Source organism: Streptomyces inhibens (genome assembly GCF_022221585.1).
Lineage (GTDB): Bacteria > Actinomycetota > Actinomycetes > Streptomycetales > Streptomycetaceae > Streptomyces > Streptomyces inhibens.
In genome coordinates, this window is record NZ_CP084681.1 from 692,545 (window position 1) to 718,991 (window position 26,447).

Annotated in this window: 20 protein-coding genes; all 20 read left to right on the forward strand. The window is 71.3% G+C overall.

The features are described 5' to 3' along the window. The first annotated feature begins 51 nt into the window (after nucleotides 1-51). The 20 genes from KI385_RS03375 to rfbC all read left to right on the forward strand — a co-directional run bounded on the left by KI385_RS03375 (nucleotide 52) and on the right by rfbC (nucleotide 26,386). Nucleotides 52-1,530: a sugar transferase gene (locus KI385_RS03375; protein WP_238570734.1), complete on the forward strand. Its 1,479-nt coding sequence runs from the start codon at nucleotides 52-54 to the stop codon at nucleotides 1,528-1,530. Nucleotides 1,531-1,612: 82 nt separating this feature from the next. Beyond that, entirely contained in the window at nucleotides 1,613-2,938 is a 1,326-nt protein-coding gene (locus tag KI385_RS03380; protein WP_238570735.1) for a nucleotide sugar dehydrogenase, read from the forward strand. Next, nucleotides 2,928-4,193, forward strand: coding sequence for a glycosyltransferase family 4 protein (locus KI385_RS03385; RefSeq protein ID WP_238570736.1), 1,266 nt, complete (start codon nucleotides 2,928-2,930; stop codon nucleotides 4,191-4,193). Before KI385_RS03380 ends, KI385_RS03385 begins: the two co-directional genes overlap by 11 nt. Beyond that, a complete protein-coding gene (locus KI385_RS03390) occupies nucleotides 4,190-5,572 on the forward strand; it encodes a Wzz/FepE/Etk N-terminal domain-containing protein (RefSeq protein ID WP_238570737.1) in 1,383 nt (460 codons plus the stop codon). Before KI385_RS03385 ends, KI385_RS03390 begins: the two co-directional genes overlap by 4 nt. Continuing rightward, nucleotides 5,569-7,098: a Wzz/FepE/Etk N-terminal domain-containing protein gene (locus tag KI385_RS03395; protein ID WP_238570738.1), complete on the forward strand. Its 1,530-nt coding sequence runs from the start codon at nucleotides 5,569-5,571 to the stop codon at nucleotides 7,096-7,098. The genes KI385_RS03390 and KI385_RS03395 overlap by 4 nt, the downstream gene beginning before the upstream one ends. 3 nt (nucleotides 7,099-7,101) lie before the next feature. After that, nucleotides 7,102-9,030, forward strand: a complete 1,929-nt coding sequence (gene asnB / locus KI385_RS03400) for an asparagine synthase (glutamine-hydrolyzing) (RefSeq protein WP_238570739.1) — start codon at nucleotides 7,102-7,104, stop codon at nucleotides 9,028-9,030. A 25-nt stretch (nucleotides 9,031-9,055) separates the two neighbouring features. Beyond that, nucleotides 9,056-11,245 (forward strand): bi-domain-containing oxidoreductase, encoded by a 2,190-nt coding sequence (locus KI385_RS03405; RefSeq protein WP_238570740.1) that lies wholly within the window; start codon nucleotides 9,056-9,058, stop codon nucleotides 11,243-11,245. Continuing rightward, nucleotides 11,242-13,218 (forward strand): alginate lyase family protein, encoded by a 1,977-nt coding sequence (locus KI385_RS03410; RefSeq protein ID WP_238570741.1) that lies wholly within the window; start codon nucleotides 11,242-11,244, stop codon nucleotides 13,216-13,218. The genes KI385_RS03405 and KI385_RS03410 overlap by 4 nt, the downstream gene beginning before the upstream one ends. Nucleotides 13,219-13,227: 9 nt before the next feature. Further along, complete coding sequence (locus KI385_RS03415) at nucleotides 13,228-14,754, forward strand: right-handed parallel beta-helix repeat-containing protein (protein WP_238570742.1); 1,527 nt, start codon at nucleotides 13,228-13,230, stop codon at nucleotides 14,752-14,754. A 1-nt stretch (nucleotide 14,755) separates the two neighbouring features. Then, on the forward strand, nucleotides 14,756-15,997 hold the full coding sequence (locus KI385_RS03420; RefSeq protein ID WP_238577548.1) for an O-antigen ligase domain-containing protein: 1,242 nt from the start codon (nucleotides 14,756-14,758) through the stop codon (nucleotides 15,995-15,997). 2 nt (nucleotides 15,998-15,999) lie between these two features. Next, nucleotides 16,000-17,241, forward strand: a complete 1,242-nt coding sequence (locus KI385_RS03425) for a glycosyltransferase (RefSeq protein WP_238570743.1) — start codon at nucleotides 16,000-16,002, stop codon at nucleotides 17,239-17,241. After that, complete coding sequence (locus KI385_RS03430; protein ID WP_238570744.1) at nucleotides 17,238-18,473, forward strand: class I SAM-dependent methyltransferase; 1,236 nt, start codon at nucleotides 17,238-17,240, stop codon at nucleotides 18,471-18,473. The genes KI385_RS03425 and KI385_RS03430 overlap by 4 nt, the downstream gene beginning before the upstream one ends. Beyond that, on the forward strand, nucleotides 18,470-19,306 hold the full coding sequence (locus KI385_RS03435; protein WP_238570745.1) for a glycosyltransferase family protein: 837 nt from the start codon (nucleotides 18,470-18,472) through the stop codon (nucleotides 19,304-19,306). The genes KI385_RS03430 and KI385_RS03435 overlap by 4 nt, the downstream gene beginning before the upstream one ends. Further along, a complete protein-coding gene (locus KI385_RS03440; protein WP_238570746.1) occupies nucleotides 19,303-19,950 on the forward strand; it encodes a PIG-L deacetylase family protein in 648 nt (215 codons plus the stop codon). The genes KI385_RS03435 and KI385_RS03440 overlap by 4 nt, the downstream gene beginning before the upstream one ends. Nucleotides 19,951-19,953: 3 nt before the next feature. Then, nucleotides 19,954-20,979 (forward strand): NAD-dependent epimerase/dehydratase family protein, encoded by a 1,026-nt coding sequence (locus tag KI385_RS03445; protein WP_238570747.1) that lies wholly within the window; start codon nucleotides 19,954-19,956, stop codon nucleotides 20,977-20,979. After that, entirely contained in the window at nucleotides 20,976-22,316 is a 1,341-nt protein-coding gene (locus KI385_RS03450) for a DUF4910 domain-containing protein (protein WP_238570748.1), read from the forward strand. The genes KI385_RS03445 and KI385_RS03450 overlap by 4 nt, the downstream gene beginning before the upstream one ends. 5 nt (nucleotides 22,317-22,321) lie before the next feature. Further along, nucleotides 22,322-23,620 (forward strand): MATE family efflux transporter, encoded by a 1,299-nt coding sequence (locus KI385_RS03455; RefSeq protein ID WP_425356859.1) that lies wholly within the window; start codon nucleotides 22,322-22,324, stop codon nucleotides 23,618-23,620. Beyond that, nucleotides 23,617-24,564, forward strand: coding sequence for a glycosyltransferase family 2 protein (locus KI385_RS03460; protein WP_238570750.1), 948 nt, complete (start codon nucleotides 23,617-23,619; stop codon nucleotides 24,562-24,564). Before KI385_RS03455 ends, KI385_RS03460 begins: the two co-directional genes overlap by 4 nt. After that, complete coding sequence (locus tag KI385_RS03465; RefSeq protein WP_238570751.1) at nucleotides 24,561-25,838, forward strand: polysaccharide pyruvyl transferase family protein; 1,278 nt, start codon at nucleotides 24,561-24,563, stop codon at nucleotides 25,836-25,838. Before KI385_RS03460 ends, KI385_RS03465 begins: the two co-directional genes overlap by 4 nt. Next, the gene (gene rfbC, locus KI385_RS03470) at nucleotides 25,835-26,386 is read left to right on the forward strand and encodes a dTDP-4-dehydrorhamnose 3,5-epimerase (RefSeq protein WP_238570752.1); all 552 of its coding nucleotides are present in this window, start codon (nucleotides 25,835-25,837) and stop codon (nucleotides 26,384-26,386) included. Before KI385_RS03465 ends, rfbC begins: the two co-directional genes overlap by 4 nt. Nucleotides 26,387-26,447 lie beyond the last annotated feature (61 nt).

Sequence of the window (26,447 nt, forward strand, 5' to 3'; positions counted from 1 at the left end):
GGAACCGTGTGGAGCGAACACGTCGAGCCCACTGGCGACCTTGGGGGGTCTGTGCAGCAGGGGGAATTAGTCAGCCCGTTTCTATCTGCGCGCGGGCGTCCGGTGAACGGGGCAATCAGTCAGCCCGCGATCGACTGGGAGCAGCGGTACCGCCGTACTGTGATCACCAGCGATACCGTGGCCACCGCCTTCGTGGTGGCGGCGATCGGCAACTTCTTCGGGGCCCGCGACGCGGCCAACTGGCACGAGAAGTGGGGAATTCTCGCATTCGGCACCGAGCTGCTGGTGCTGGGGGCACTTGCGGTGACCCGGTCGTGGGCTCCGGCCGTGCTCGGCCAGGGCGCCGAGGAATTCCGCCGGCTCGGACGCTCACTGTTCACGGCGACCGTCGTACTGGCGCTCGGCGGGATCGCCCTCACCTCGCGCAACATCAAGCTCTGGATCTTCGTCGCGATCCCCGCGATCGCGCTCATCGCCATGACCGCGCGGTATCTGCTGCGCCTCTGGCTGCACAAACAGCGGAAGGAAGGACGGTGCCTGCGACCGGTGCTCGCTGCCGGGAGCCTGGCCACCGTGCGCGACCTGATCACCCGAACCCGCAAGTTCCCGCACCTCGGCTGGCGGGTGGACGCGGTGTGCACGACGGACGGTCTCGGGCTCGACGGTGACCAACTGGACGGAGTGCCGGTCGTCGGCCGACTGGCGGACGTCGCGGGCCACGTCCGCCGCGACGGCTACCGTGTCGTCGCGGTCACACCGGACCCGCACTGGTCACCGGACCGGCTGCAGCGGCTGGCTTGGAACCTCGAAGGCAGCGACGCCGAGATGGTCGTGGCCCCCGTGCTGATGGAGGTGGCCGGCCCGCGGCTGCACGTCGACGCGGTGCTCGGGATCCCGCTGCTGCGGGTCAGCATGCCGACCTTCACCGGGGGCCGCCGGGCGGTCAAAGGGGTCGTCGACCGGATGGGCGCAGCGATCCTGCTGATGCTGTTCGCGCCGCTGATGGTGTTCGTCGGGCTGCTCGTGCTGGTGGACAGCCGGGGTGGGGCGTTCTACTGCCAGCGCAGGGTCGGCAAGGACGGCCGCGAGTTCACCATTCTCAAGTTCCGCACCATGGTCGCCGGGGCTGACCGGGCACGTGCCGAGCTGGCCGACCTCAACGAGGGCGCCGGCCTGCTGTTCAAGCTCCGCCAGGATCCGCGGGTGACCCGGGTGGGAGCGGTGCTGCGCCGGTACTCGATCGACGAGCTCCCGCAGCTTTTCAACGTGCTCACCGGATCGATGTCGCTCGTGGGTCCGCGGCCTCCGTTACCGGAGGAGTCCGCTGCGTACGGCCCGGACATCCGGCGGCGGCTGCTGGTCAAGCCCGGGCTCACCGGCCTGTGGCAGATCAGCGGACGCAGCGACCTGTCGTGGGAGGAGGCGGTCCGGCTGGACCTGCGGTACGTGGAGGACTGGTCGCTCGCCCTGGACACAGTGATCTTGTGGAAGACGCTGCGTGCGGTGCTCTATGGGCAGGGGGCCTACTGATGCGCGGGGGTCTGCAACTCAACGGTCCCGCCGGCGCGCGGACCGCAGGCCGGAAGGGCCTGCCTGGGGGGAGGAACGGGTCATGAGAGTCAGCGTTTTCGGGCTCGGCTACGTGGGCTGCGTGTCGGCCGCGTGCCTGGCCAGCATGGGTCACGAGGTCATCGGGGTGGACGTGAACCAGGTGAAGGTCGACCTGGTCAACGACGGCAAGGCCCCGGTGGTCGAGGAGCGGATCGGCGAGCTCATCGCCGAGGTCGTGCGGACCGGAGCATTACGCGCCACCGGCGACGTCCGCGAGGCGATCATGGGCAGCGAGGTGTCGCTGGTCTGCGTGGGCACGCCGTCGGAGCCCAACGGCAGCCTGTGCACCACGTACTTGGAGCGGGTCACCGAGCAGATCGGCGCCGCGCTGGCGGATCGTCGTGAGCGCAGCGGGCGGCACACCGTCGTGTTCCGCAGCACCATGCTCCCGGGCACCTGCCTGAACCTGCTGGTGCCGATCCTGGAGAAGTACGTCGGCGGCACGGCCGGGGTGGACATCGGGGTCGCGGTCAACCCGGAGTTCCTGCGCGAGGGCACGAGCGTGCGGGACTTCTTCGACCCGCCCAAGACCGTCATCGGCGAGCTCGACCCGGCAAGCGGCGATGCGGTGATGGCGCTGTACGACGGCTTGCCCGGCGAGGTGTTCCGGGTGCCGGTCCCGACGGCCGAGGCGATCAAGTATGCGGACAACGCGTTCCACGGCCTCAAGATCGGCTTCGCGAACGAGCTGGGCGCGGTGTGCCAGGCGCTCGGGGTGGACTCGCACCAGGTGATGGACGTGTTCCTGGCCGACCGCAAGCTGAACATCAGCCCCGCCTACCTGCGGCCCGGCTTCGCCTTCGGTGGCTCCTGCCTGCCCAAGGACCTGCGCAGCCTGGTCCACGCGGCGCGGCGGGCCGACATCTCGGTCCCCATCCTCGCCCACGTGCTGCCCTCCAACTCCGACCATCTGCAGCGCGCGGTGGAGCTGGTCGAGCGCACCGGCAAGCGCCGGGTGGGCCTGTTCGGGTTGTCCTTCAAACCCGGCACCGACGACCTCCGCGAGAGCCCGCTCGTCGAGCTGGCGGAGAGGCTCTTCGGCAAGGGCTACGACCTGCGGATCCACGACGCCAACGTGAGCCTGTCCCGGCTGATCGGCGCGAACCGCGAGTACATCGAGACCCGGCTGCCGCACCTCGCGCAACTGCTCGCGGAGTCCGTCGACGAGGTGCTCGACCACGCCGAGGTGTGCCTGGTCGGGACGAGGGATCCGGCCGTGCTGTCGGCGCTGCCCCATGGCGACGGCCCGATGATCGTCGACCTCATCCACCTTCCCGACGCCGAGGCGCGCCGGACCGAACCGGGGTACATAGGCCTTGCTTGGTAACGCAATCAGCGGCGACGGCTCGAACCGACGCGCGCTGATCCTGGTGGAGAACCTGTCGGTGCCGTTCGACCGGCGGGTGTGGCAGGAGTGCACGACGCTGCGCGACGCGGGCTGGCAGGTGCACGTTATCTGCCCCCGGGGGGAAAAGCGGGACACGGAGCCGGAGGCGGAGATCGACGGGGTGCGGATCCACCGCTACCCGTTGCGCGCGGCCACCGGAGGGCCGGCCGGCTACCTGCGGGAGTACGGATCGGCGTTGTGGCATACGGTCCGGCTGGCCCGGAAGGTCGGCCCGGTCGACGTGGTCCACGCCTGCAACCCGCCCGACCTGCTGTTCCTGCCGGCGCTGTGGCTGAAGCGGCGCGGCGCGCGGTTCGTCTTCGACCAGCACGACCTGGTACCCGAGCTCTACCTCTCCCGGTTCGACCGCGGCGAGGATCTGCTCTACCGCGCCGTGTGCGCGCTGGAACGGCTGACCTACCGGGCCGCGGACGTCGTGCTCGCCACGAACGAGAGCTACCGGGACGTCGCGATGCGCCGTGGCGGTCGGCGGCCGGAGGACGTCTTCGTGGTGCGCAGCGCGCCCGCGATCGAACGGTTCCAACCGGTGCCGCCCGAGCCGGAGTTGAAGCGTGGCAAGCCTCATCTGCTGTGCTACCTCGGCGTCATGGGTCCTCAGGACGGCGTCGACTACGCCTTGCGGGCCCTTGCGAAGCTGCGCGACGAGCTCGGACGGACCGACTGGCATGCGGTGTTCGTCGGCGCCGGCGACGCCTTCGACGCGATGGTGGAGCTGTCCCGGCGGCTCGGACTCTCGGAGCAGGTGCAGTTCACCGGGCGCATTCCGGACGCCGACCTGGTGCGCTACCTGTCCGCCGCGGACGTGTGCCTGTCCCCCGACCCGCGCAATCCGCTCAACGACGTGTCGACCATGAACAAGGTCCTGGAGTACATGGCGATGGGCCGACCGATCGTCTCTTTCGACCTCCGGGAGGCGCGCGTCTCCGCCGGTGATGCCGCCGTCTACGCGCCCGCCAACGACGAGGCCGAGTTCGCCAAGCTCATCGCGCTGCTGCTGGACGATCCGGAGAAGCGGGCCCGGATGGGCAAGATCGGCCAGGAGCGGATCAGCGGGCAGCTTTCCTGGCGGAACTCCCAGCGATCGCTGCTCGCCGCCTACGCCACTGCCTGCCGTGACCACGCTCCGGTGTCGGCGGGCGACCCGTACCGGGCAGGGAAGAGGCCGCGCCGTTGAGCGAGGACACGATACGCCTGGTCACGATCGGGCGGATCTTCCGTCGGCGCTGGCGGCTTCTCGTCATCGTCACCGTGGTGGGCGCGCTCGTCGGCTACGGCGCCTCTCTGCTGTTCCCGCCGAGTTACACGACATCGACATCGGTACTGCTGGCGGGGCAGTGGGAGGAGCGCGAGCTGCTGACTCAGGCGGAGATCGCGGCCAGTTCGGCAGTGGTCGACCGCGCGGCCGCCACGCTCGGCTGGACCGGCGTCAGCGGCAGCGAGCTGCGGGATCGGGTGAGCGCCAAGGCCACCGACGGGAACATCATCAAGATCTCGGGTACGGCCGACACCCCGGAGCGCGCAGGGCGGCTCTCCGACCAGGTGGCCCAGCAATTCGTCACATTCGCCGCGCGGATCGCAGGCGACAGCACCGACGCTGAAGCGGCGGCGCGGCCCGAGGCACTGCGGCAGAAGGTGGTGCAGACCAGCCGCCGCATCACCGAGCTGGCCGATGCGGCCGATCCGGGGCAGACCGTGGAGGGCGTGCAGGCGCGCACCGAGCTCGAGAAGCTGCGCACCGCGCTGCAGGAGGCCATGAAGAAGCTGGACGAGGCCGACCCGACGACCAACAAGGCCAACATGGTCGTCATGGGGCCGGCGGCCCGGCCGGCCGCCGAGGCACCGCCGACCAGAATGCAGCTCATCGTCGCCGGGGCGCTGCTGTTCTTCCTGCTCGCGGTCATCGGCCATCTCACCACCGCACGGATGAGTCGCCGACTGCGCACCGAACCGGAGATCGCCGCGGCGCTGGGCTCGGCGCTGCTGGGTACCGTCGACGTACCTGGTGAACGACCCGCGCACCGGCCGGAAGGCCGTGGCCCGCGGGCCCGGATCCGCCGGCTGCTGGGCGTCGACATCCGGTGGGACCTACCCACCCCGCAGACGTCCGGCGACGAGGCCAGCAGGCAGATCCGCTACCGGCGGGTGTGCGCCCGCCTCCGGGACCAACTGCCGGTCCCCCGGCGGCTGCTGGTTGTCGTCCCTGACGGCGACGAGATCGCCCGCCGGGCCGCCGGGCAGCTCGTCGCCGAGGCCGAGAGCGACCCGCTGCTGCGGGTGGTGGGAGTTTCGGGGTCCCGGCCACTGGTGCCGGACCGCGGCACCGAGTCCGGTGCCCTGGTCGTGCTCAGCGCGGGCAGCTGGACCGCAGAGGAGCTCGCCGGCATCGCCGAGGCGTGTGCGGACGGCGGGCATGAGGTCCTCGGCATCGTCGTCGCCGGCATCGTCGTCGCCGGCACGGTCCGGGCCCGTCCGACGCGGTCTGCCGACCATCCTCCGGACAACGCCACTCCGGCGCTCGCGGTTCGCGGCCACGCGACGGGAGGTTCAGTGTGACGACGAGCACGACCTCGGAGTCGTCGGCCGCCCCTCCGCTGCTGGACCTACAGGCGCTGGTGGTGGCGGTGCGCAGGCGCCGCCGCCTCTGGTGCGCCATGGCGCTGCTGGGACTGCTGGTCGGCGCGGCGGTGGCGGTCCTGATGCCGCCGCCGCCGGCCGCGGTGACCAAGGTGCTGGTCGCGCATAAGGAGGACCAGCCGAACGACACCGGAACGCTGATCCGCACCGACGTGGAGCTGCTGGGGACCACGCGGATCGCCGACAAGGCCTTGCAGTCCCTCAAGTCCCCGGAACTCCCGGAAGACTTCATGCGGGACTACCGGGGTACCGGCTTGACCAACAACCTGTTGCAGATCGATGTGACCGGTGACAGCGACGCGGATGCGGAGGCCCGGGCCAAGGCGCTGGCCGATGCGTTCGTCGCGGACCATGTGAGGCGGATGCAAGAAGCCGCGAAGGCCGAGGCCAAGGCCCTGCGCGACCAGCGTGACCGAATGCGGGACGAACTCGCCCAGGTCAACAAGGCGATCGGGGGCAGATCGCCGGAGAGCGACCCGAAGGCGTCGGCGAGCATCGAGTCGCACTTCGCCCACCGGGCCGAGCTCACCTCGCGGATCGCCGATTTCGAGCAGCGCGCCGAGGAGGCGCGCATGGGCACGCCCCGGCTCATCGCCGGCACGCAGATCGTGGACGCCCCGCGCGCGGTGCAGCACTCCCTGCTCAGGGCCGCTGCCACCAACGGCGCGATCGGGCTCGTCCTCGGGCTCGTCCTCGGGCTCGCGGTGGCCGCGGTCGGCACGGTGGTGGCGGACCGCCCCGTGCTGCGCCGGGATATCGCAGCGAACCTGGGCGCCTCGGTCATCGCGGAGCTGCGCCGCGCGCCCCACCGGCCGGCCGGGCTGTGGCAGCGCCGACGGATCCGGGCGGCACGCGAACGGCTCACCGCGTCCCTGGCCCGCACCGTACGCAGCTCCGCGGAACCGGTGTCGCTGCTGGAACTGGGCTGTGCGCGCAGCACGAGCGTGATCGCCCTGAACGTCGCCAGGGCACTGGCGGCGGAGGGGCCAGTGGTCATCATCGATGGTCTGCCCGGCCCGCAGCTCGCCAACCGCCGCCCGAAGCCAGGAGACCCGACCGTGGTCAGCGGCGAGCATGCCGCGGCCGTGTCGCATCAGGAGCGCCGGCTCGGCGTCGGCTCGGTGGCGCCCGGCGCGACGTGGACCGACCTGCAGTACCTCGGCACTCAGACCGTGCTCGTCGTGCGTGCCGGGCACGGCAGCGCCGCATGGCTGCACACCGTGGCGCGGCAGCTCGCGGACCAGCGCATTCCGGTGATCGGTGTGGTGCTGATCGACCCCGATCCGCGTGACCGGACCGACGGCACGTTGTGGGACGGGCTGCACACCGCGCTGCGCGGCCAGAACGAGCGGTTGGCCCGACAGAACGGGACGGGCCGGCGGCGGACGGAGCGGCTGCCGATGTGGGCGGCCCGGGTCCCGGACAGCAACCAGGAGGCGCAGTAGGACATGTGTGGCATCGCAGGCACTTACCGATGGCCGGACGGGAAGGTCGTGACCGACCGGCTCACCGATACCCTCGCCCACCGCGGTCCGGACGGGGCGGGCCGGTACGGCCACCCCGTCGGTGACGGCGAAGTGCACCTCGGGCACCGTCGGCTGGCCATCATCGACCTGTCCGAGACCGGCGCCCAGCCGATGGTCTCGGGCGGCCTCGTCCTGACGTACAACGGCGAGCTGTACAACGCGCCCGAACTGCGTGCCGAGCTGGCAGCCGCCGGGGTGCGCTTCCGCGGTACCTCCGACACCGAGGTGCTCCTTGAGGCCTGGCGGCGCTGGGGCACGGACTGCCTGCCCCGGCTGCGCGGCATGTTCGCGTTCGGGATCTTCGACGAGCGCACCGGTGAACTGGTGCTCGCCCGCGACCAGTTGGGCATCAAGCCGCTGTTCCTGCTCCGGCGCGGTGCAGGCCTGGTGTTCGCCTCCGAGCTCAAGGCGCTCGCCGCCGCGACCGGCGGGTCGCTGGAGGTGGACCATGCGGCACTGGTGGCCTCGCTGCTCTACTACTGGGTGCCGGACTCACGGTGCGCGTTCCGCGAAGCGGAGAAGCTGCCGCCGGGGAGCTGGCTCAGGTGCCGGCCCGACGGCCGGGTGGAGCGCGGCCGGTTCTGGCACCTGAAGGACGTCGCCGCCGAGGGCCGGGAGCGGGCCCGGGGCGGCGAGCAGCCGGACCTGGCCGCCATCGTCGAGGAGTCGACTCGGCGCCACCTGCTCTCCGACGTACCCGTGGCGACCTTCCTCTCCGGTGGTCTCGACTCCAGCTACCTGACCGCGCTGGCGGCCCGCGACCGACCCGGGATCTCCGCGTACACGATCGGGTTCCGCGCCGAGGACGCCAAGTTCGAGGCGATGCCGGACGACCTGCGCTATGCCCGGCAAGTGGCCGAGCGGTTCGGCGTCGACCTGCATGAGATCGAGATCGCTCCGAACGTGCTCGACCTGCTGCCGCAGATGACGTACCACCTGGACGAGCCGATCGGCGACCCCGCCGCGATCAACACGTTCCTGATCTGCTCGGCCGCCCGGGAGGCCGGGGTCAAGGTGATGCTCTCGGGGATGGGCGCCGACGAGCTGTTCGCCGGGTACCGCAAGCACCTGGCCAACCTGCTCGCGCTGCGCTACCAGCGCGTCCCGCGGCCCCTGCGGCGTGGGGTGTCCGGGGTCGTGGACCGGCTGCCGGTCGCCTCGGCCCGCCGCGGGTACCGGTCGGTGCGCTTCGCGAAGCGCTTCCTCTCCTTCGCCGATCTGCCGGAGGAGACCGCGTTCCGGCGCAGCTACACCATGTACGACCAGGACGAGCTGCTCGCCCTGCTCGATCCGGACCTGGCCGGGACGGTCGAGGACGTGCTTACCGAGCACGCGGACATCTATCAGGACAACGACCTCGACGACTTCGTCAACCGCATGTGCCTGGGCGACGCCCGGATGTTCCTGCCGGGCCTGAACCTCACGTACACGGACCGGTCGAGCATGGCCGCGTCGACCGAGGTGCGGGTGCCGTACGTGGACGTCGAGGTGGTCAAGGCGGCGTTCGCCGTACCCGGTGATCGCAAGATCGTCGGACGGCAGGGCAAGGCCGTCCTCAAGGAAGCGGCCACCTCGGTCCTGCCCCGGGAGATCGTCTACCGGCCCAAGGGCCTGTTCAGCGCCCCGCTGCGCGCCTGGATGAGCCGGGATCTGGCACCGCTGGTGCGCGAAGTGGTGAACGACGGCGTGCTCGTCCGTTCCGGGTTCCTGCGCCGCGACGCGCTGGCGCGGCTCGTCGCCGAGGACGCCGCCGGGCAGCGGGACTACTCCAAGCATCTGTGGCATGTGCTGACCCTCGAGTACTGGTATCGCGGCGCGACCTCTGGCTCCGGCCAGAGCCGGGCGGCTTGACGGCGTGGAAACAAGAGGAGCTCGGGTGAGACAGGTTGTGCAGAACTACAAGAGCGGCGAGCTGGCGGTGCTCGACGTGCCGGTGCCGGGGTGCAAGGCGGGCGGTGTGCTGGTCCGCAGCGCCTACTCGCTGATATCCACCGGGACCGAGCTCATGAAGGTGTCCGAGGCCGGCATGTCGATGCTGGGCAAGGCCCGCTCCCGGCCGGACCAGGTGGCCAAGGTCATGCAGAGCGTGGCCACCAACGGGGTGCCCGCCACCTACCGCAAGGTGATGGGCAAGCTGGACTCCTACACGCCGCTGGGCTACTCGCTGTGCGGGGTGGTCGAGCAGGTCGGCCCCGGGATCGACGATGTGAAGGTCGGCGACCTCGTGGCCTGCGCCGGCAACGAGCACGCGTTGCACGCCGAGCTGAACTGGGTGCCGAAGAACCTCTACGCCCGGGTGCCGGACGGCCTCGCGCCGCGGCATGCGGCCTTCGGTACCGTCGGGTCGATCGCGATGCAGGGTGTCCGCCGCGGCGAGCCCCAACTCGGCGAAGTGGCGCTGGTCATCGGCCTCGGCCTGATCGGGCAGTTGGTGGTGCAGCTCCTCACCGCCTCGGGAGTCCGCGTCATCGGCGTCGACCCCGACCCGGTGCGCTGCGAACTCGCCGAGCGCCTGGGCGCCGCGGCCTGCGGCGACCCCGCGTCCGCGGCCGTGGAAGCCTCCGTCGCCGAACTCACCGGCGGCCTGGGCGTGGACCAGGTGTACCTGGCCGCCGGCGGCGGCAGCAACCAACCCGTCGAGCTGGCAGCCCAGTTGAGCAGGGACCGCGGCCGGGTCGTCGACATCGGCAAGTGCCGCCTGGACCTGCCGTGGAACGCCTACTACGAGAAGGAACTCGACGTCCGGTTCTCCCGCTCGTACGGCCCCGGGCGCTACGACCCGGAGTACGAGCTCGAGGGGCGGGACTACCCGATCGGCTACGTGCGCTGGACCGAGCGCCGCAACCTGGCCTGCTTCCTCGATCTCCTCTCCCGCGGGAGCGTCGACGTGGAGCCCTTGGTCTCCCACATCGCCGACTTCGATGACGCCGTCGAGACGTACCAGAGCCTGAAGGACGGCGACCTGAAGGCCGTGGCCGTGCTGTTCCGGTACCCCGGCCACCCCGACCAAGCTGTGGAGGCGGAGGCCCCGGTGGTGGCCGTGCCCGCGGTGAAGAGAGGCAGCGGCAAAGCGCCCACCCCGGCCCGGTCCGCCAAGGCGGTGCGGCTGGCGTTCGTCGGCGCGGGAAACTACGCGACGTCGATGCTGCTGCCGCACCTGGCACAGCGCGACGGCGTCGAGTTGTCGACAGTCGTCACCACGACGGCGCTGTCCGCGGCCAACGCGCAGCGGAAGTTCGGCTTCGCCGAGGCGACCACCGACCTCGACGCCGTGCTCGGCGACAAGTCCATCGACGCGGTGTTCGTGGTCACCCGCCACAGCTCGCACGCCGAACTGACCCGAAGGGCGCTGCTGGCCGGCAAGGCGGTGTTCGTGGAGAAGCCGTTGGCCCTCACCGAGGACGAGCTGGCCGGCGTGCTCGCGGCGGTGGAGGAGTCCGGCAATGACCGGCTGCAGGTGGGCTTCAACCGCCGGTTCGCGCCGCTGCTGAATGAGGCCAGGAAGCGGTTCGGCGCCCGGACCGGTCCGGCGAGCCTCCGCTACCTGGTCAACGCGGGCCGGCTGCAGCACGGCAGTTGGTACCTCCAACAGGGCACCGAGGGCTCGCGGTTCGCCGGCGAGGGCGGGCACTTCATCGACACGGCGAGCTGGCTGCTTGAGGCCGACCCGGTATCGGTGTACGCGGTCGCCACGTCCGGCAACGAGGACCTGCAGGTCGTGCTGCGCTACCCGGACGGGTCCACTGCCACCATCAGCTACGTCACCACCGGCGCACCCGGCTTCCCCAAAGAGACACTGGATCTTGTCGCGGACGGCAAGGTGCTGCGGCTCGACGACTTCGTCCGCGCCTCGGTCTACGGCCGCAAGCGGTGGGTCAGTTCGCGGCTGCCCAAGGCCCGGGACAAGGGCCAGTCCGCCGAACTGGCCGCGTTCATCAAGGCCGTGCGGACCGGCGGGCCGATGCCGGTGCCGCTGGAGTCGCTGGTCGCCACCACCTCGGCCACCCTCGCCGTGCAGGCCGGCCTGGTCGGCGGCGCGCCGGTGACGTTGGCGAGGGCGCGATGACGGTGAGCTCGGGGAGTGCGGGCTGGTACCTGCGGCGGCTGTCGCGGATGGGACCGCGGGAGGTCGGCGGCCGGGTGGGAGACGCGGTGCGCAGGCGGCGGTGGCGGTCGGCGCGGCCGGACTGCCCGAGCGTGACCGGCGCCCGGTTCACCGCGGTACTGCCCGCAGGGACGATCGCCGCAATACCTCCGGACGCCGCGAAACGTCTCATCGCCGAGGCGGACCGGCTGATGGCCGGGCACGCCGAGTATTTCGGGGTGAACCGCGACGACCTGGCCGACCCGGACTGGTGGTACGACCCGAAGACCGGGCGCCGGGCTCCGTGGGGCTACGCCTTCGACGTGCCGTACCGGAACGAGGACGCGGTCGGGGACATCAAGCAGATCTGGGAGCTGTCCCGGCATCAGTACCTCACCGTGCTCGCCGTCGCCTACGCGATCACCGGGGACGAGCGGTACGCCGAGCGAGTGGCCGAGCACCTGCGGTCGTGGTGGGCGGCCAACGCGCCGCTGCGCGGAGTGCACTGGGTCAGCGGCATCGAGTTGGGGATCCGGCTGCTGTCCTGGGTGTGGATCCGCCGGCTGCTCGACGGCTGGCCGGGCGTGGCCGGGCTGTTCGAGGGCAACCAGGTGGCTCTGAACCAGATCTGGCACCACCAGCGCTGGCTGGCCGCCTTCCCCAGCCGGGGGTCTTCGGCGAACAACCACATCATCGCCGAGGCCGCCGGGCAGTTCGCCGCGGCCTGCGCGTTCGGGTGGTTCCCCTCCTCGGCGCGTTGGCGAGCCGACGCGCTGCGGTCGCTGGAGCGGCATCTGCGCAGCAACACCTTCGCCTCCGGCCTCAACCGCGAGCTGGCCACCGAGTATCACGGACTTGTGCTGGAGCTCGGCCTGGCCGCGGTGGCCGAGGCGGATGCCGCCGGCGTGCCGGTCCCCGGGTCCGTCCGGCTGGTGCTGCTGCGGATGACCGACGCGCTCGCGGCCCTCGTGGACAGTCGGTTACGGCCGCCGCGCCAGGGGGACGCGGACGACGGCCACGGTCTTGTCGTGGACGGCGCGGGCACCGACCGCTGGGCCTCGCTGCTGGCTACCGGGGACGCCGTGTTCGGCCGGCTCGCCTGGTGGCCGGCGGTGACCGGCACCGATGTGCGCACCCCGCTGCTGGCCGCGCTCATCCGGCCGTACTCGAAAGATGGAACTGCACCGGCCGTGACCCGCCCGGCAAGCCGACCGGCCCACTTCGCCGACGCGGGCATGACCATCCTGCGCGGTCCGGAGGAGATCTGGTGCCGCTGCGACGGTGGTCCGCACGGGTTCCTGTCCATCGCCGCGCATGCCCACGCGGACGCGCTGTCCGTTGAGGTCCGGCACGACGGGATCGACGTGCTCGCCGACCCAGGGACGTTCTGCTACCACGGGCAGCCCGAGTGGCGGCAGTACTTCCGGTCGACCCTCGGCCACAACACCCTGCAGCTGGATGGCGTTGACCAGTCCGTCTCCGGCGGCCCGTTCCTGTGGACCCGGCATGCCCGCAGCCGCGTCCTGGCCGCGGACACATCCGGCGCCTCCGACGGGGGGACGGCCCGCTGGTCCGCCGAGCACGACGGCTACCAGCGCTCCGTGCACCGCCGCCGGGTGGAACTGACCGCCGCGAGCCAGGAGTTGCGGGTGGTCGACGAGGTGCGCGGCCCGCGCCGGGCCGCGCACCTGGCGTTCCACCTAGGCCCGGCGATCACCGCGGACCTGGTGGGGAACCGGGCAGTGCTCACCTGGACCCGGGACGGCGAGGACCGCTCCGCGGTACTCGACCTGCCCGGGCAGCTGAGCTGGCGGGCGCATCGCGGCGAGAGTGACCCACCGCTGGGCTGGTACTCCGCCGGCTTCGGGCGCAAGGAACCCACCACCACGCTGGTCGGCACCGGCTTCGCCGACGGCGCGGAGGGGTTCACCACCGTACTCAGGTTCCGCGGCTAGGGAGGACGCGTGGTGATCAAGTCTCGGAACTGGGCGTTACCGGCGGCGGCGCTGGCGCTGGCCCTGCTGGCGACCGGCTGTGTGAGCACGCCGGGCGCCCCGGCGGCGGAGCCGACCGTTGCACCATCCACGTCCGTGGCCCGGGCCCGGGTGTGTGCCAAGCCTGCGGCCGGGCCGGCCAAGGCACCGGCGGGCGCGGTGACGGTCGACCCCGCGGTGGTCGGTGACCTGGCTGCGAAGACCCGAAGCAACCCTCCGAACACCACGTTCTGGCTTCGACCGGGCAAGCACAGGCTCGAGCGGGATCGCTACTCCCAGGTCATCCCCAAGAAGGGAAACCGCTACCTCGGCGCGCCAGGCGCGGTGTTCGACGGCCGGAAGATCAACCAGTACGCGTTCGGCGGTACCGCCCACAATGTCACCATCCGCTACCTGACCGTGCAGGGTTTCGTCGCGCCGCAGAACGAGGGCGTGGTCAACCATGACTCGGCCGACGGGTGGGTGATCGAGCACGCGACGATCCAGCACAACTCCGGCGCCGGGCTGATGGCCGGTGCCCGCCAGCGGGTCCGCGCCAGCTGCCTGCGCGGCAACGGACAGTACGGAATGAACGCGTACAAGGCCGGCGACCCTATCCGCGGCCTGGTGGTCGAGGGCAACGAGATCGTGGCCAACAACACCGACGACTGGGAGCGGCGGAAGCCGGGTTGCGGCTGCACTGGAGGCGTCAAGTTCTGGGCCGTCAACGGCGCCGACGTACGCGGCAACTGGGTGCACGACAACCGAGGTTCCGGGTTATGGGCGGACACCAACAACAACGACTTCCGCATCGAGGACAACGTGCTCGAGGCCAACGACGGTGCCGCGCTGATCTACGAGACCAGCTACAACGCGGTCATCCGGAAAAACACGATCCGGCGGAACAACTGGGTCGAGGGCCGCAGGTACGCCGACCGCGACGACAGCTTCCCGTTGGCGACCATCTACCTGTCCGAGTCCGGCGGCGAACCACGGATCCGAGCCCGCACGGACAAGATCGAGTTCTACCGGAACGTGCTGGAGAACAACTGGAACGGGATCACCCTGTGGGAAAACGCCGACCGGTTCTGCAACAGCCCGGCCAACACCTCGTCCGGTGACTGCACGTTGCTGGCGCGGCGCCCAGAGCGTTGCGCGCGGCCGGCGATCGCCACCGCACCGCTCTACGCCGACTGCCGGTGGAAGACCCAGCGGGTGGACATCCACGGCAACCGCTTCGTGCTGGACAAGTCCATCGTCGACTGCACGGTGAAGTGCGACCGAATGGCGATGCTGGCCAACTACGGCACCTATCCGGACTGGTCGCCGTACCAGGGCGAGCGGGTCGCTGAGGCGATCACCCGCAAGCAGCACAACCGCTGGCACGACAACGTCTACCTCGGACCATGGAAATTCGTCGCCCACGACCCGAGCCGGATACTCGACTCCGGGCAGTGGCAGGGCACGCCGTACCAGCAGGACGCGGGCAGCACCTTCGACCCACGGACCGGTGGTTGAGGTGGGCGCGGACCACACGTCGAAGAGCGTCGGGACGGTCTGGGGGCTGCTGATCCTCAACACGCTCGGCTCCGCCGGGGCGAAGACCATCATCCCGCTGCCCCGCTCCCTCATCCAGATGGTCACCATGGGCGCGCTGGTCGCCGCGTTCGCGCTGGCGCTCGCGGTCAATCTTCGGCTGCGCATCCGGGCCAGCGCCTACGTGCTCCTGCTCACCCTGCTGCTGGTGCCGAGCGTGATCTCCAGCGCGAACCTGGAGGCCGGGTTCGGCGCGCTGTTCCGCTGCACCCGGCTGGCTCTCTTCGTCGGCACGCTGTGGCTGCTCAGCCGCTGGTGGGACGGCGGACTGACGTTCGTCCGGCGCCACATCCGGATGTACTTCGCGGTGCTCGGGTCGGTGGCCGCCGGCCTGGTCGTCTCACCGGGCGCGGCCCTGCCCGATCTCTACGGCGGGCGACTGGTCGGCGCGTTGTGGCCGCTCACCCCGCCGCAGATCGGACAGTACGCCGCGGTGATCATCGGGCTCACCGTGCTGCTCGTACTGGGCCGCCGGACCGACAGGGCCAGCGCGGCGGTGGTCATCGTGCCGTCACTCGTCCTGCTCGCGTTGACCCATACCCGGACGGCCACGCTCGGCCTGTTCATCGGGCTGGCGTTGGCGATCGGCTCGCTCATCCTGACCAGCGCCGCGGCCCGCCGGTTCTTCACCTGGGCGGTGCTGTGCGCCACGGTGGCCGCGGTGGCGTTCAGCTCCGCGCTACAGGCATGGTTCCTGCGCGGACAGAGCCAGGAGAACTTCTCCAACCTCACCGGTCGGGCCAAGGTCTGGGACGCCTTGCTGGCAGCGCCCCGGACGACCTCGGAGCAGCTGTTCGGCGCGGGCCTGGGCGACAAGTCGTTCGGCGGGCTGCCGATCGACAACAGCTGGCTGGCCGTCTACAACGAACAGGGGCTGATCGGCGTCGCCTTGGTGGCGGCGATCATCATCGTGCTGGGCGGCGTCGCGCTGCTGCGGCCACCGTCGCTGTCGAGGGCCTGCGCGATCTTCCTGATCAGCTACTGCGCGATCGCGTCGTACACCGAGGCAGGGCTGGGCGACGCCTCGCCGTATCTGCTGCATCTGGCCCTGGCCGCCTCGCTGCTGGCGGCACCTGCCGTGGCCGCCGCGGCCACTCCCCTCTCGACGCCCGAAGTCCCTCGACGACACATACCGCGATGGGCCCGAAGATCGGAGGTGACCTGAGCATGCACGTCCTCGTGGTGCACAACCGCTACTCCTCGGCGCAGCCGAGCGGGGAGAACAAGGTCGTCGACCAGGAGGTGGAGCTGCTGCGCGCGGCCGGCCACCGGGTCGAGGTGTTCGAGCGGCGCAGCGACGACATCGCCGCCCGGTCCCTGCTGGGCAAGGCCGCGGTGCCGCTGCTGGTGCCGTGGAACCCGGCGGTCCGCGCGGAGCTCGCCGCCCGGCTGCGCAGCGAGCGGCCGGACGTGGTGCACGTTCACAACGTCTTCCCGCTCCTGTCGCCCGCGGTGCTGGCCGCCTGCGCCGACGCCGGCGTGCCCGCCGTCGCCACGCTGCACAACTACACCCAGGTCTGCCCGCCCGGCACACTGCAGCGGGACGGCCGGCCGTGCACCGAGTGCGTCGGGTCGGCGCCGCTGCCCGCCGTCCGGCACGGCTGCTACCGGAGCTCCCGGCTGGCGACGGTGCCGCTCGCGGTCAGCCTGTCGGTCAACCGGCGGCGGTGGTGGTCCGGCGTGGAGCGGTTCTTCTGCATCTCCGCGGCGCAGCGCGACGTCCTGGTGCAGGCCGGCATGCCATCCGAGCGGCTGGCGGTGAAGCACAACTTCGTGCCCGACCCGGGCGCCTGCCGAGAAGGCGCCGGCGAGCATCTGCTCTATCTCGGCCGGCTCGCGGAGGCCAAGGGCGTGCGGCTGCTCATGGCCGCGTGGGACGAGATCGCCGCTGACGGCGGCGTGGGCGTGCCGCTGGTGATCGCCGGCACGGGACCGCTGGAGCAAGAGGTGACCGCATGGGCGGCGGGCCGGGACGACGTGCAATACGTCGGCCTGTACGACACGGCGGAGTGCCAGAAGGCCATCGCGCGGTCGGTCGCCGTAGTGGCTCCCTCGACGTGGCTGGAGGCGTTCGGTCTCGTGGTCGTCGAGGCGATGGCGGCGGGGGTCCCGGTCGTCGCCGCCGGTCACGGCGCCTTCGTCGAACTCGTCGAGGACAGCGTGACCGGGCTGCTGCACCGGCCGGGCGAGCCCGCTTCGCTCGCGTCCTACGTGCGCCGGATCACGGCCGAGCCGGCCCGCAACCGGGAGATGGGCCAGGCGGCCCGGCGCCGTTACGAGCAGGGTTTCAGCCCGGCCGTCGGGCTGGAGCGCCTGGTGGAGGGGTACCGCACCGCGATCGCGGGTCGGTCAGCACTGGCTCGCGGCGGGGACACCCGCGCGAGCAGGGGGGATGGGGATAGCAGATGACACGATGCCGACTCTGCGGCTCGGAAGCGATGACGAGCGTCGTCGATCTTGGGGCGACGCCACCATGTGAGAGCTTTCTCGCCGCGGACCAACTGGACAAGCCGGAGCCGGCGTACCCGCTGCACCTGCGGGTCTGCACCGACTGCTGGCTCGCGCAGATCCCGCCGCTGATCACGCCGGAGGAGACGTTCAAGGAGTACGCATACTTCTCCTCGTACTCGACCTCCTGGGTGGAGCACGCGCGCACGTTCGTCGCCGACGCCGTACAGCGGGTGGGTCTCGGCCCCGACGCCTTCGTGGTCGAGGTGGCGAGCAACGACGGGTACCTGCTGAGGCACGTGGTGGACCGCGGGATCCGCTGCCTCGGCATCGAGCCGTCGGTGAACGTCGGCGCCGCGGCGCGGGACGCGGGTGTGCCCACGCTCACGGAGTTCCTGGACCCGGCCACCGGCTCGGGCGTCCGCGCCGAGCACGGCCCGGCGGACCTGGTCGTGGCCAACAACGTGTACGCGCACATCCCCGACGTGGTCGGGTTCACCCAGGGGCTGCGCGCCCTGGTCGCCGACGACGGCTGGGTCTCCATCGAGGTGCAGCACCTGCTGACCCTGATCGAGGAAAACCAGTACGACACGATCTACCACGAGCACTTCCAGTACTACACGGTCGCGTCCGCGATCCGAGCCCTTGCGAGCGGCGGACTCGCGCTCGTGGACGTCGAGCTACTGCCCACGCACGGCGGCTCCATCCGGCTGTGGGCCCGGCCGGCCGAGGTGGCCGGCGAGCCGACCCGGAGGGTGGCCGACGTGCTGGACCGGGAGAAGGCCGCCGGGCTGCAGGAGCTGTCCGGGTACACCGAGTTCTCCGCCCGGGTGGCCAAGGTGCGCCGGGACCTCCTGCGGTTCCTCATCGAGGCGGCCGAGCGCGGCGAGACGGTCGTCGGCTACGGCGCCCCGGGCAAGGGCAACACCCTGCTCAACCACTGCGGCATCCGGCCCGACCTGCTCCCGTACACGGTCGACCGCAACCCCTACAAACACGGCAGGTTCACCCCGGGCACCCGCATCCCGATCCTGCCGCCCGAGCAGATAGCCGCCGACAGACCGGACTACGTCCTCGTCCTCCCGTGGAACCTGCGGGCCGAGCTGGTCGAGCAACTGTCCTTCGTGCACGACTGGGGCGGCCGGCTGGTCTTTCCCATCCCGGAACTGAGCATTGTCGAGGTCAAGTCGTGAAGGTCGTTCTGTTCTGCGGCGGTTACGGGCTGCGTATGCGCAGCGGAGCCTCCGACGACATGCCCAAGCCGATGGCGATGGTCGGCCCGCGGCCGCTGATCTGGCACGTCATGCGCTACTACGCGCACTTCGGGCACACGGAGTTCATCCTGTGTCTCGGGTACGGGGCGCACCACATCAAGAACTTCTTCCTCAACTACGAGGAGACGACGTCCAACGACTTCGTGCTGCGCAACGGGCAGACCGAGCTGCTGTCCACCGACATCGCCTCCTGGACGATCACGTTCGCGCAGACCGGCATCGAGTCGCCGATCGGGGAGCGGCTGCGCCGGGTGCGGCACCACCTGGACGGCGACGAGATGTTCCTCGCCAACTACGCCGACGTACTCACCGACGCCCCGCTGCCGGAGATGATCGACCGGTTCGCCCGGCGCGACGCCGGTGCGTCGATGATGGTGGTGCCTCCGCAGTCCTCGTTCCACTGCGTGGACCTGGGCGAGGACGGCCTGGTGGGGGGCATCACCGCGGTGAGTGAACTGCCGCTGTGGGAGAACGGCGGCTACTTCGTGCTCCGCCAGGAGGTCTTCGACCACATCCCGGAGAACGGGGATCTGGTCGCTGACGGATGCGCCCAACTCGCCAAGCGCGGCCGGTTGGTGGCGCACCAGCACCGCGGCTTCTGGAAGCCGACCGACACCGTGAAGGAGCGGGCCGCACTCGACGCCGCCTACGCCCGGGGAGACCGCCCGTGGACCGTGTGGGAACGGGACGGCGCGGGGGCTGGTCTCCAGGGGGCGACCGCCAGCAGCAACGGCTCCGGAGTGAGAGCGTGATCCGGCTCGGTGCCGGGCGCCCGGACCGGATCGTCGCGCTGGGCGCGCACTGCGACGACATCGCCATCGGCGCCGGCGGCACACTGCTGACGCTGTGCCACGCGCGGCCGGGTCTCCGCGTCGACGCACTGGTTCTCTCCGGCGGCGGCAGCGAGCGGGAGCAGGAGGAGCAGGCCGCGCTCGCCGCCTTCTGCCCGGGCGCCGACCTGCGCCTGACCGTGCACAAGCTGCCGGACGGTCGGCTGCCCGCGCACTGGGAGGAGGCCAAGGCCGCGGTCGAGGAGCTGCGCGAGCAGACCGACCCGCATCTGATCCTGGCTCCGCGGACCGATGACGCGCACCAGGATCACCGCGGCCTGGCGAAGCTGATACCCACCGCCTTCCGCGACCACCTCGTGCTCGGCTACGAGATCGTCAAATGGGACGGTGATCTCGGCCGTATGGCGGCGTATCAGCCGCTGTCGCCGGAGATCGCCGAACAGAAGGTGCGGCTGCTGCAGGAGCACTACCCCTCGCAGCGGCACCGGCCCTGGTACGACCGGGAGGCCTTCCTCGGTCTTGCGCGGATCCGCGGCATCGAATGCCACGCGCGATACGCCGAGGCGTTCGCCGTCACCAAACTCACGCTCAACCTGGGGGGTTGAACCTTGCGCGTACTACTGACAGGACACCAGGGCTATCTGGGCACCGTGATGGCCCCGGTCCTCGCCGCCGCCGGGCACGAGGTCGTCGGCCTTGACGCCGGCCTGTTCGCCGACTGCGTGCTGGGCGAGCCGCCCGCGGACCCGCAGGGGCATCGGGTGGACCTGCGCGACGTCACGGCCGAACACGTGGCCGGGGTGGACGCCGTGATCCACCTGGCCGCGCTCTCCAACGACCCGCTGGGATCGCTGGCGCCGGAGCTCACCTACGACATCAACCACCACGCGTCCGTGCGGCTGGCCCGGCTGGCCCGCGACGCCGGAGTACGGCGCTTCCTGTACGCGTCGACCTGCTCGGTCTACGGCGCCGCCGGCGGGGACGACCTGGTCACCGAGGACGCCCCGCTGCGCCCGGTGACGCCGTACGCGGAGTCCAAGGTGCGGGTGGAGGACGACCTGCACGCACTGTCCGACGGCGACTTCAGCCCGGTGTTCATGCGCAACGCCACCGCCTTCGGCTACTCACCCCGGCTGCGCGCCGACATCGTGCTGAACAACCTGGTGGGCCACGCGCTCCTGTCCGGCGAGGTGCTGGTGCTCTCCGACGGCACCCCCTGGCGCCCGCTGGTGCACGCCGCCGACATCGCACGGGCCTTCACGGCCGCGCTGACCGCGCCCCGCGAAGCGGTGCACGACCGGGCGTTCAACATCGGCAGCGAGATCAACAACGTCACGGTCGCCGAGATCGCCGAGCAGGTCGCCGAGGCGGTGTCCGGCTCGAAGGTGGTGATCACCGGGGAGACCGGTGCCGATCCGCGCTCGTACCGGGTGGACTTCTCCCGGTTCCGCACGTCGATACCCGGCTTCGACTGCGAGTGGACGGTGAAGCAGGGCGCGCTCGAACTCGCCGACGCCTACCGGAAGTTCGGGCTGACCCGGGAGGACTTCGAGCGACGCTTCACCCGCCTTGCCGTGCTGCGCGCGGCGTCCGACGCCGGCACCGTCGACGACACCCTGCGGCGGCGCCGATGACCGAGCCCGGCGAAGAGATGTACGCGCTGGTGGAGCGGCTGTACCCGCTGTGCCGGAGCATCACCGGCGACGGTGTGCGCGCCACCCTGGAGATCGTCGGCGAGTACGTTCCGCTGCAGGTGCACGAGGTACCGACCGGGACGCAGGTGCTCGACTGGACGGTGCCGCAGGAGTGGAACATCCGGGACGCGTACATCGCCGACACCGCCGGCAACCGGGTCGTCGACTTCGCCGCGTCCAGCCTGCACGTGCTCGGCTACAGCGTGCCGGTGTCGACGACCATGCCGCTGGCCGAGCTTCGCGCGCACCTGCACACCCTGCCGGACCACCCGTCCTGGGTGCCGTACCGCACCAGCTACTACAAGCCGGAATGGGGGTTCTGCCTGGCCCAGGAGACCTTGGACGCGCTGCCGGACGGCGAGTACGAGGTGCGCATCAACTCCACACTCACCGACGGCCACCTCACCTACGCCGAGCACGTGGTCCCCGGACAGGTCCCCGACGAGGTGATCGTCTCCTGCCACGTCTGCCACCCGTCGCTGGCCAACGACAACCTGGCCGGCATCGCGGTGGCGACGTTCCTGGCCCGGGCACTGGCGGAACAGACGCCGTACTACACCTACCGGTTCCTGTTCGCGCCCGGCACCATCGGGGCGATCACCTGGCTGGCCCGCAACGCGGAGCGGGTGAAAGGGGTATCCCCTGCTCTGGGGGCCCCTCCCGGCCGAAGGCTGGGGGAGGAGTCGAGAGCTTGGGGAAGGGTCAAGCACGGGCTTGTGCTGGCCTGCGCCGGCGACCCGGGCAGCCTGACGTACAAGCAGAGCAGGCGCGGCGACGCGGAGATCGACCGAGTGATGCGGCACGTGCTGGCCGTCTCCGAACGCCCGCACCACGTCGCCGAGTTCACTCCTTACGGCTACGACGAGCGGCAGTTCTGCTCGCCCGGGTTCGACCTCGGCGTGGGCTCGCTCACCCGGACCCCGTACGCCGGCTACCCCGAGTACCACACCTCGGCGGACAACCTGGACTTCGTCTCCTCGGAGGCGATGGCGGACACGCTCGCCGTCTGCCGCGAGGCATTCGCCGTGTTGGACCGCAACCGGCGGTACATCAACCTCAGCCCCTACGGCGAACCGCAGCTGGGCCGACGAGGGTTGTACGACGCGCTCGGCGGCCGCAGCGACACCAAACAGGCCCAGATGGCCATGCTCTGGGTGCTCAACCTCTCCGACGGCGAACACAGTCTGCTCGACGTCGCCGAGCGGTCCGGGCTGCCGTTCAGCGCCGTCGCCGTCGCGGCCGACGCCCTGCGCGGCGCCGGGCTGATCAAGGTATGACGCCGATGACCACCGAGGGGGAGAATCCGCAGACAACGACGACACCGGCCGGATCCGCCAAGCGGGCCCTCGTCGGCCGGCTGTCCTGGGGACTGGCCGACCAGGCGGCCTCCAGCATGTCCAACTTCGCGGTGGGCATCTACGTGGCCCGCTCGCTGGGGGTGACCGCGTTCGGCGTGTTCAGTTTGGCCTGGGTGACCTACGGCGTGGTGCTCAACATCTCCCGCGGGCTGGCCACCGATCCGCTCGTGGTGCGCTTCAGCGGCGTGTCGGACGCGTCCTGGCGCGGGGCGGTGGCCCGGTCGTCGGGTACCGCACTCGGCGTAGGTGCAGCCATCGGCGCGGCGTGTCTGGTGGTCGGGACGGCCCTCGGCGGCCGCGTGGGACCCGCGTTCGCCTGCCTCGGCGTCATGCTGCCGGGGCTGCTTCTGCAGGACGCCTGGCGGTTCTCGTTCTTCGCCGCCGGCACCGGGCGGAAGGCGTTCGTCAACGACGTCGTGTGGGGCGTCGCGCTCGTCCCGGCCATGATCGTGGCCGCCCGCGTGGGCAGCGTGGCCGCTTTCGTGCTCGCCTGGGGCGCGTCCGCCACGGTGGCGGCGGGGTACGGCTACCTCCAGTCCGGCATCCGGCCCCGGGTGACCGGGGCGCGCGGGTGGCTTCGCGAGCAGCGCGATCTCGGCTACCGGTACCTGGTCGAGAACACCTGCCTCAGCGGCGCGAGCCAGCTGCGGGCGTACGGGCTCGGCGCGATCGTCGGGCTCAGCGCGGTGGGTGCGGTGCGGGGCGCCGAGCTCCTGCTCGGCCCGTTCCTCGCCGTGCTGATGGGCCTTTCGCTGGTCACCGTCCCGGAGGCGGCACGGGTGCTCCGGCGGGCCCCGCACCGCCTTGGCGCGTTCTGCCTCCTGCTGGGTGGCGGGCAGGTCGCCGGCGCGCTGCTCTGGGGCGGGGCGCTGCTGCTGATGCCGGACCGGCTCGGCGAGTTCGTGCTCGGCGGCGTCTGGCACTCCGCCGCACAGCTCGTCGTGCCGGTCACCCTCGGCGTCGCGGGCGCCGGCCTCGGCACCGGGGCGGCGGCCGGGCTGCGCGCGCTCGGCGCGGCCCGGCGCAGCCTGCGCTGCCAGCTGTTCGCCTCGGCCTGCTATGTCAGCGGCGGGCTCGGCGGGGCGGCCGTCGCCGGCACGGTCGGCTCGGCCTGGGGCGTCGCCGCCGCGACCGTCAGCGGCTCGGCCGTGTGGTGGCTGCAACTGCGGTCCGCCCTGCGCGAGCGCCACCACCACCCCATCCCCGAAGTGAGGACCCCATGACCGCCCAACCCAGGCTGAGCATCGGCCTGCCCGTGTACAACGGCGAGGAGTACCTGGCCGAGTCGCTCGACGCCCTGCTCGGCCAGACCTACGAGGACTTCGAGCTGGTCATCTCCGACAACGCCTCGACCGACGGGACCGAGGACATCTGCCGCAAGTACGCCGCGCAGGACGCGCGCATCCGGTACCTCCGGCTGCCCCGGAACATCGGCGCCACGCCGAACCACAACCGGGTGTTCGCCGAGTGCCGCGGCGAGCTGTTCAAGTGGGCCTCGCACGACGACCTTTACGCCCGCGATCTGCTGCGGCGCTGCGTCCAGGCGCTGGACGAGCGGCCGGACGTGATCCTCGCGCACGCCGACCAGGCGGTCATCGACGGCGACGGCCAGGTGAAGGTCCCGTACGCGTACACGCTCGCCACCGACTCACCGCACCCGCCGGAGCGCTTCCGGAGCATGCTGTTCGAGCCCGGCGGTGACGACTTCTACGGGGTGATCCGGGCCGACGCGCTGCGCCGGGTGAAGCCGATGGACAGCTACCACCACGCGGACCGCACGTTCGTCGCCGAGATCGCCCTGCACGGGCGCTTCCACCAGGTGCCGGAACTCCTGTACTTCCGCCGCGACCACCCCACCCGCGCCGAGCGGGCGAACCCGAGCAAGCGCTCCCGGTGCGTCAACCTGGACCCGCGCCGGGCGGGCCTGCTGCACCCGACGCCCCGGCTGCTCGCCGAGTACGTCTGGGGCTTCGCCTCGGCGATCCGGCGGGCCCCGTTGTCCGCGGCCGACCGGCGCGCGTGCTACCGCCACCTGGCCGCATGGATGACCAGCCGGGTCCGGCCGGGCGCCGGCGAGCGGGTCGAGGACCGCGCCCCGGTCGACCCGGCCAAGCTGACCGTCTCCGTCGACGCCCTCGTCGCCGGACGTGAGGGGAGACAGGCATGACGTCTGCGGACGAAACTCCGGTGCGCGTCGGGGTGTTCGGCCTGCTCGGCTCCGGCAACCTCGGCAACGACGGGTCGCTCCAGGCCGTGCTCGGGTACCTCCGCGCCGAGCACCCGGAGGCGGCCGTGGACGCGCTGTGCGGCGGACCCGAGGCCGTCGCAGCCCGGTTCGGGATCCCCGCGACGCGGCTGCACTGGTACCGCGGGGAGTACCGGACCGCGTCGCGTGCGGGCGCGATCGCGGCGAAGGGTCTGGGCAAACTCGTCGACGCCGTCCGCACCGCCGCCTGGGTGCGCCGGCACGACGTGGTGATCGTGCCGGGCATGGGCGTCCTGGAGGCCACGCTGCCGCTGCGGCCGTGGGGCTTCCCGTACTCGCTGTTCCTGCTCTGCGCGAGTGGCCGGCTGCTGCGCACCCGGGTCGCGCTGGTCAGCGTCGGCGCGGCCGAGATCGGCAACCGGCCGACCCGAGCCCTGGTGCGCTGGTCGGCGCGGCTGGCCGCGTACCGGTCGTACCGGGACGCCCAGTCCCGCGAGGCGATGCGGGCGATGGGCGTGGACACCGCGCGCGACGAGGTCTACCCGGACCTCGCGTTCGCCCTGCCGACGCCGCGGGAATGGGGTATCCCCTGCTCGGAGCCTGTCGGAGAGCTTGGGGAAGCGCCCTCGGGCTCGCCGGGCCCGGTCTGCGTCGGTGTGATGGACTTCCACGGCGGCAACGACGACCGCGCCCGGGCCGATGAGATATACCGGCGTTACCTAGAGGGGACGACCCGGTTCGTCCGCACGCTGGTCGAGGAGGGCAGGCCGGTCCGACTGCTCACCGGCGACGCGTGCGATGCGTCGGTGGTCGCCGCGATCCTCGACGCGGTGGACTCGCCGCTGGTCACCGCTGCCGAGCCGTCCTCACTGGCCGACCTGATGAAGGAGATGGCGGCTGCCGACACCGTGGTGGCGATCCGCTACCACAACCTGATCTGCGCGCTGAAGACCGGCACGCCGGTGCTCGCCCTCAGCTATGCGGCGAAGAGCGAGGCGCTCATGGCCCAGATGGGTCTGGGCGCGTACTGCCACCCGGCCCGCGAGGTCGACGCCGACCGGCTGCTCGAGCAGTTCCGGGCGCTGGAGAAGCGATCGGCCGAGCTGCGGCAGACGCTCATCGAGCGGAACCAGGCCGCCGCCCGACAACTCGAGCACCAGTTCACCGACTTGACCGCGGCCCTGTTCCCGGCGACCGACCACGCCCACTCCCACGCTCGGCAGGAGGCTCCATGAAAGCGACCGAAGTCCCGGAGATCGACGGCGCGTACCTGTTCGAGCCGACGCCGTACGCCGACGAGCGCGGCTTCTTCTGCCGCACCTTCGACGCCGACGTGATCCGCTCGGTGGGCCTCGACCCGGACGCCTTCGTCCAGGACAGCCTGTCCCGCTCGGTCCGGGGCGTGCTGCGCGGCCTGCACCTGCGCTCCGGCGCCGGCGAGGCCAAGCTGGTGCGGTGCTCGTACGGCAGGATCTTCGACGTCGTCGTGGACCTGCGGACGGACTCGCCGACCTACCGCAACCGGGCCCTCTTCCAGCTGTCCGGTGACACGCAGGCGACCCTGTACATCCCGGCGGGGTGCGCGCACGGCTTCCAGGCATTGACCGAAACCGCTGACACCTCGTACCGGATCGACCGCCCGCACGATCCGGCCGAGGACGTGACGATCGCCTTCGACGACCCGGAGCTCGCCATTTCCTGGCCGCTGCCGGTCACATCGATGTCCCAGCGGGACCGGGAGGCGCCGAGCCTCGCCGAGGTCCTGAAGCACACAGAGAAGTGAGGGTCGGCGTGGACACCGAGCACACCGAACACACCGAAGAGACCGAGAAGTTCCTCCTGCC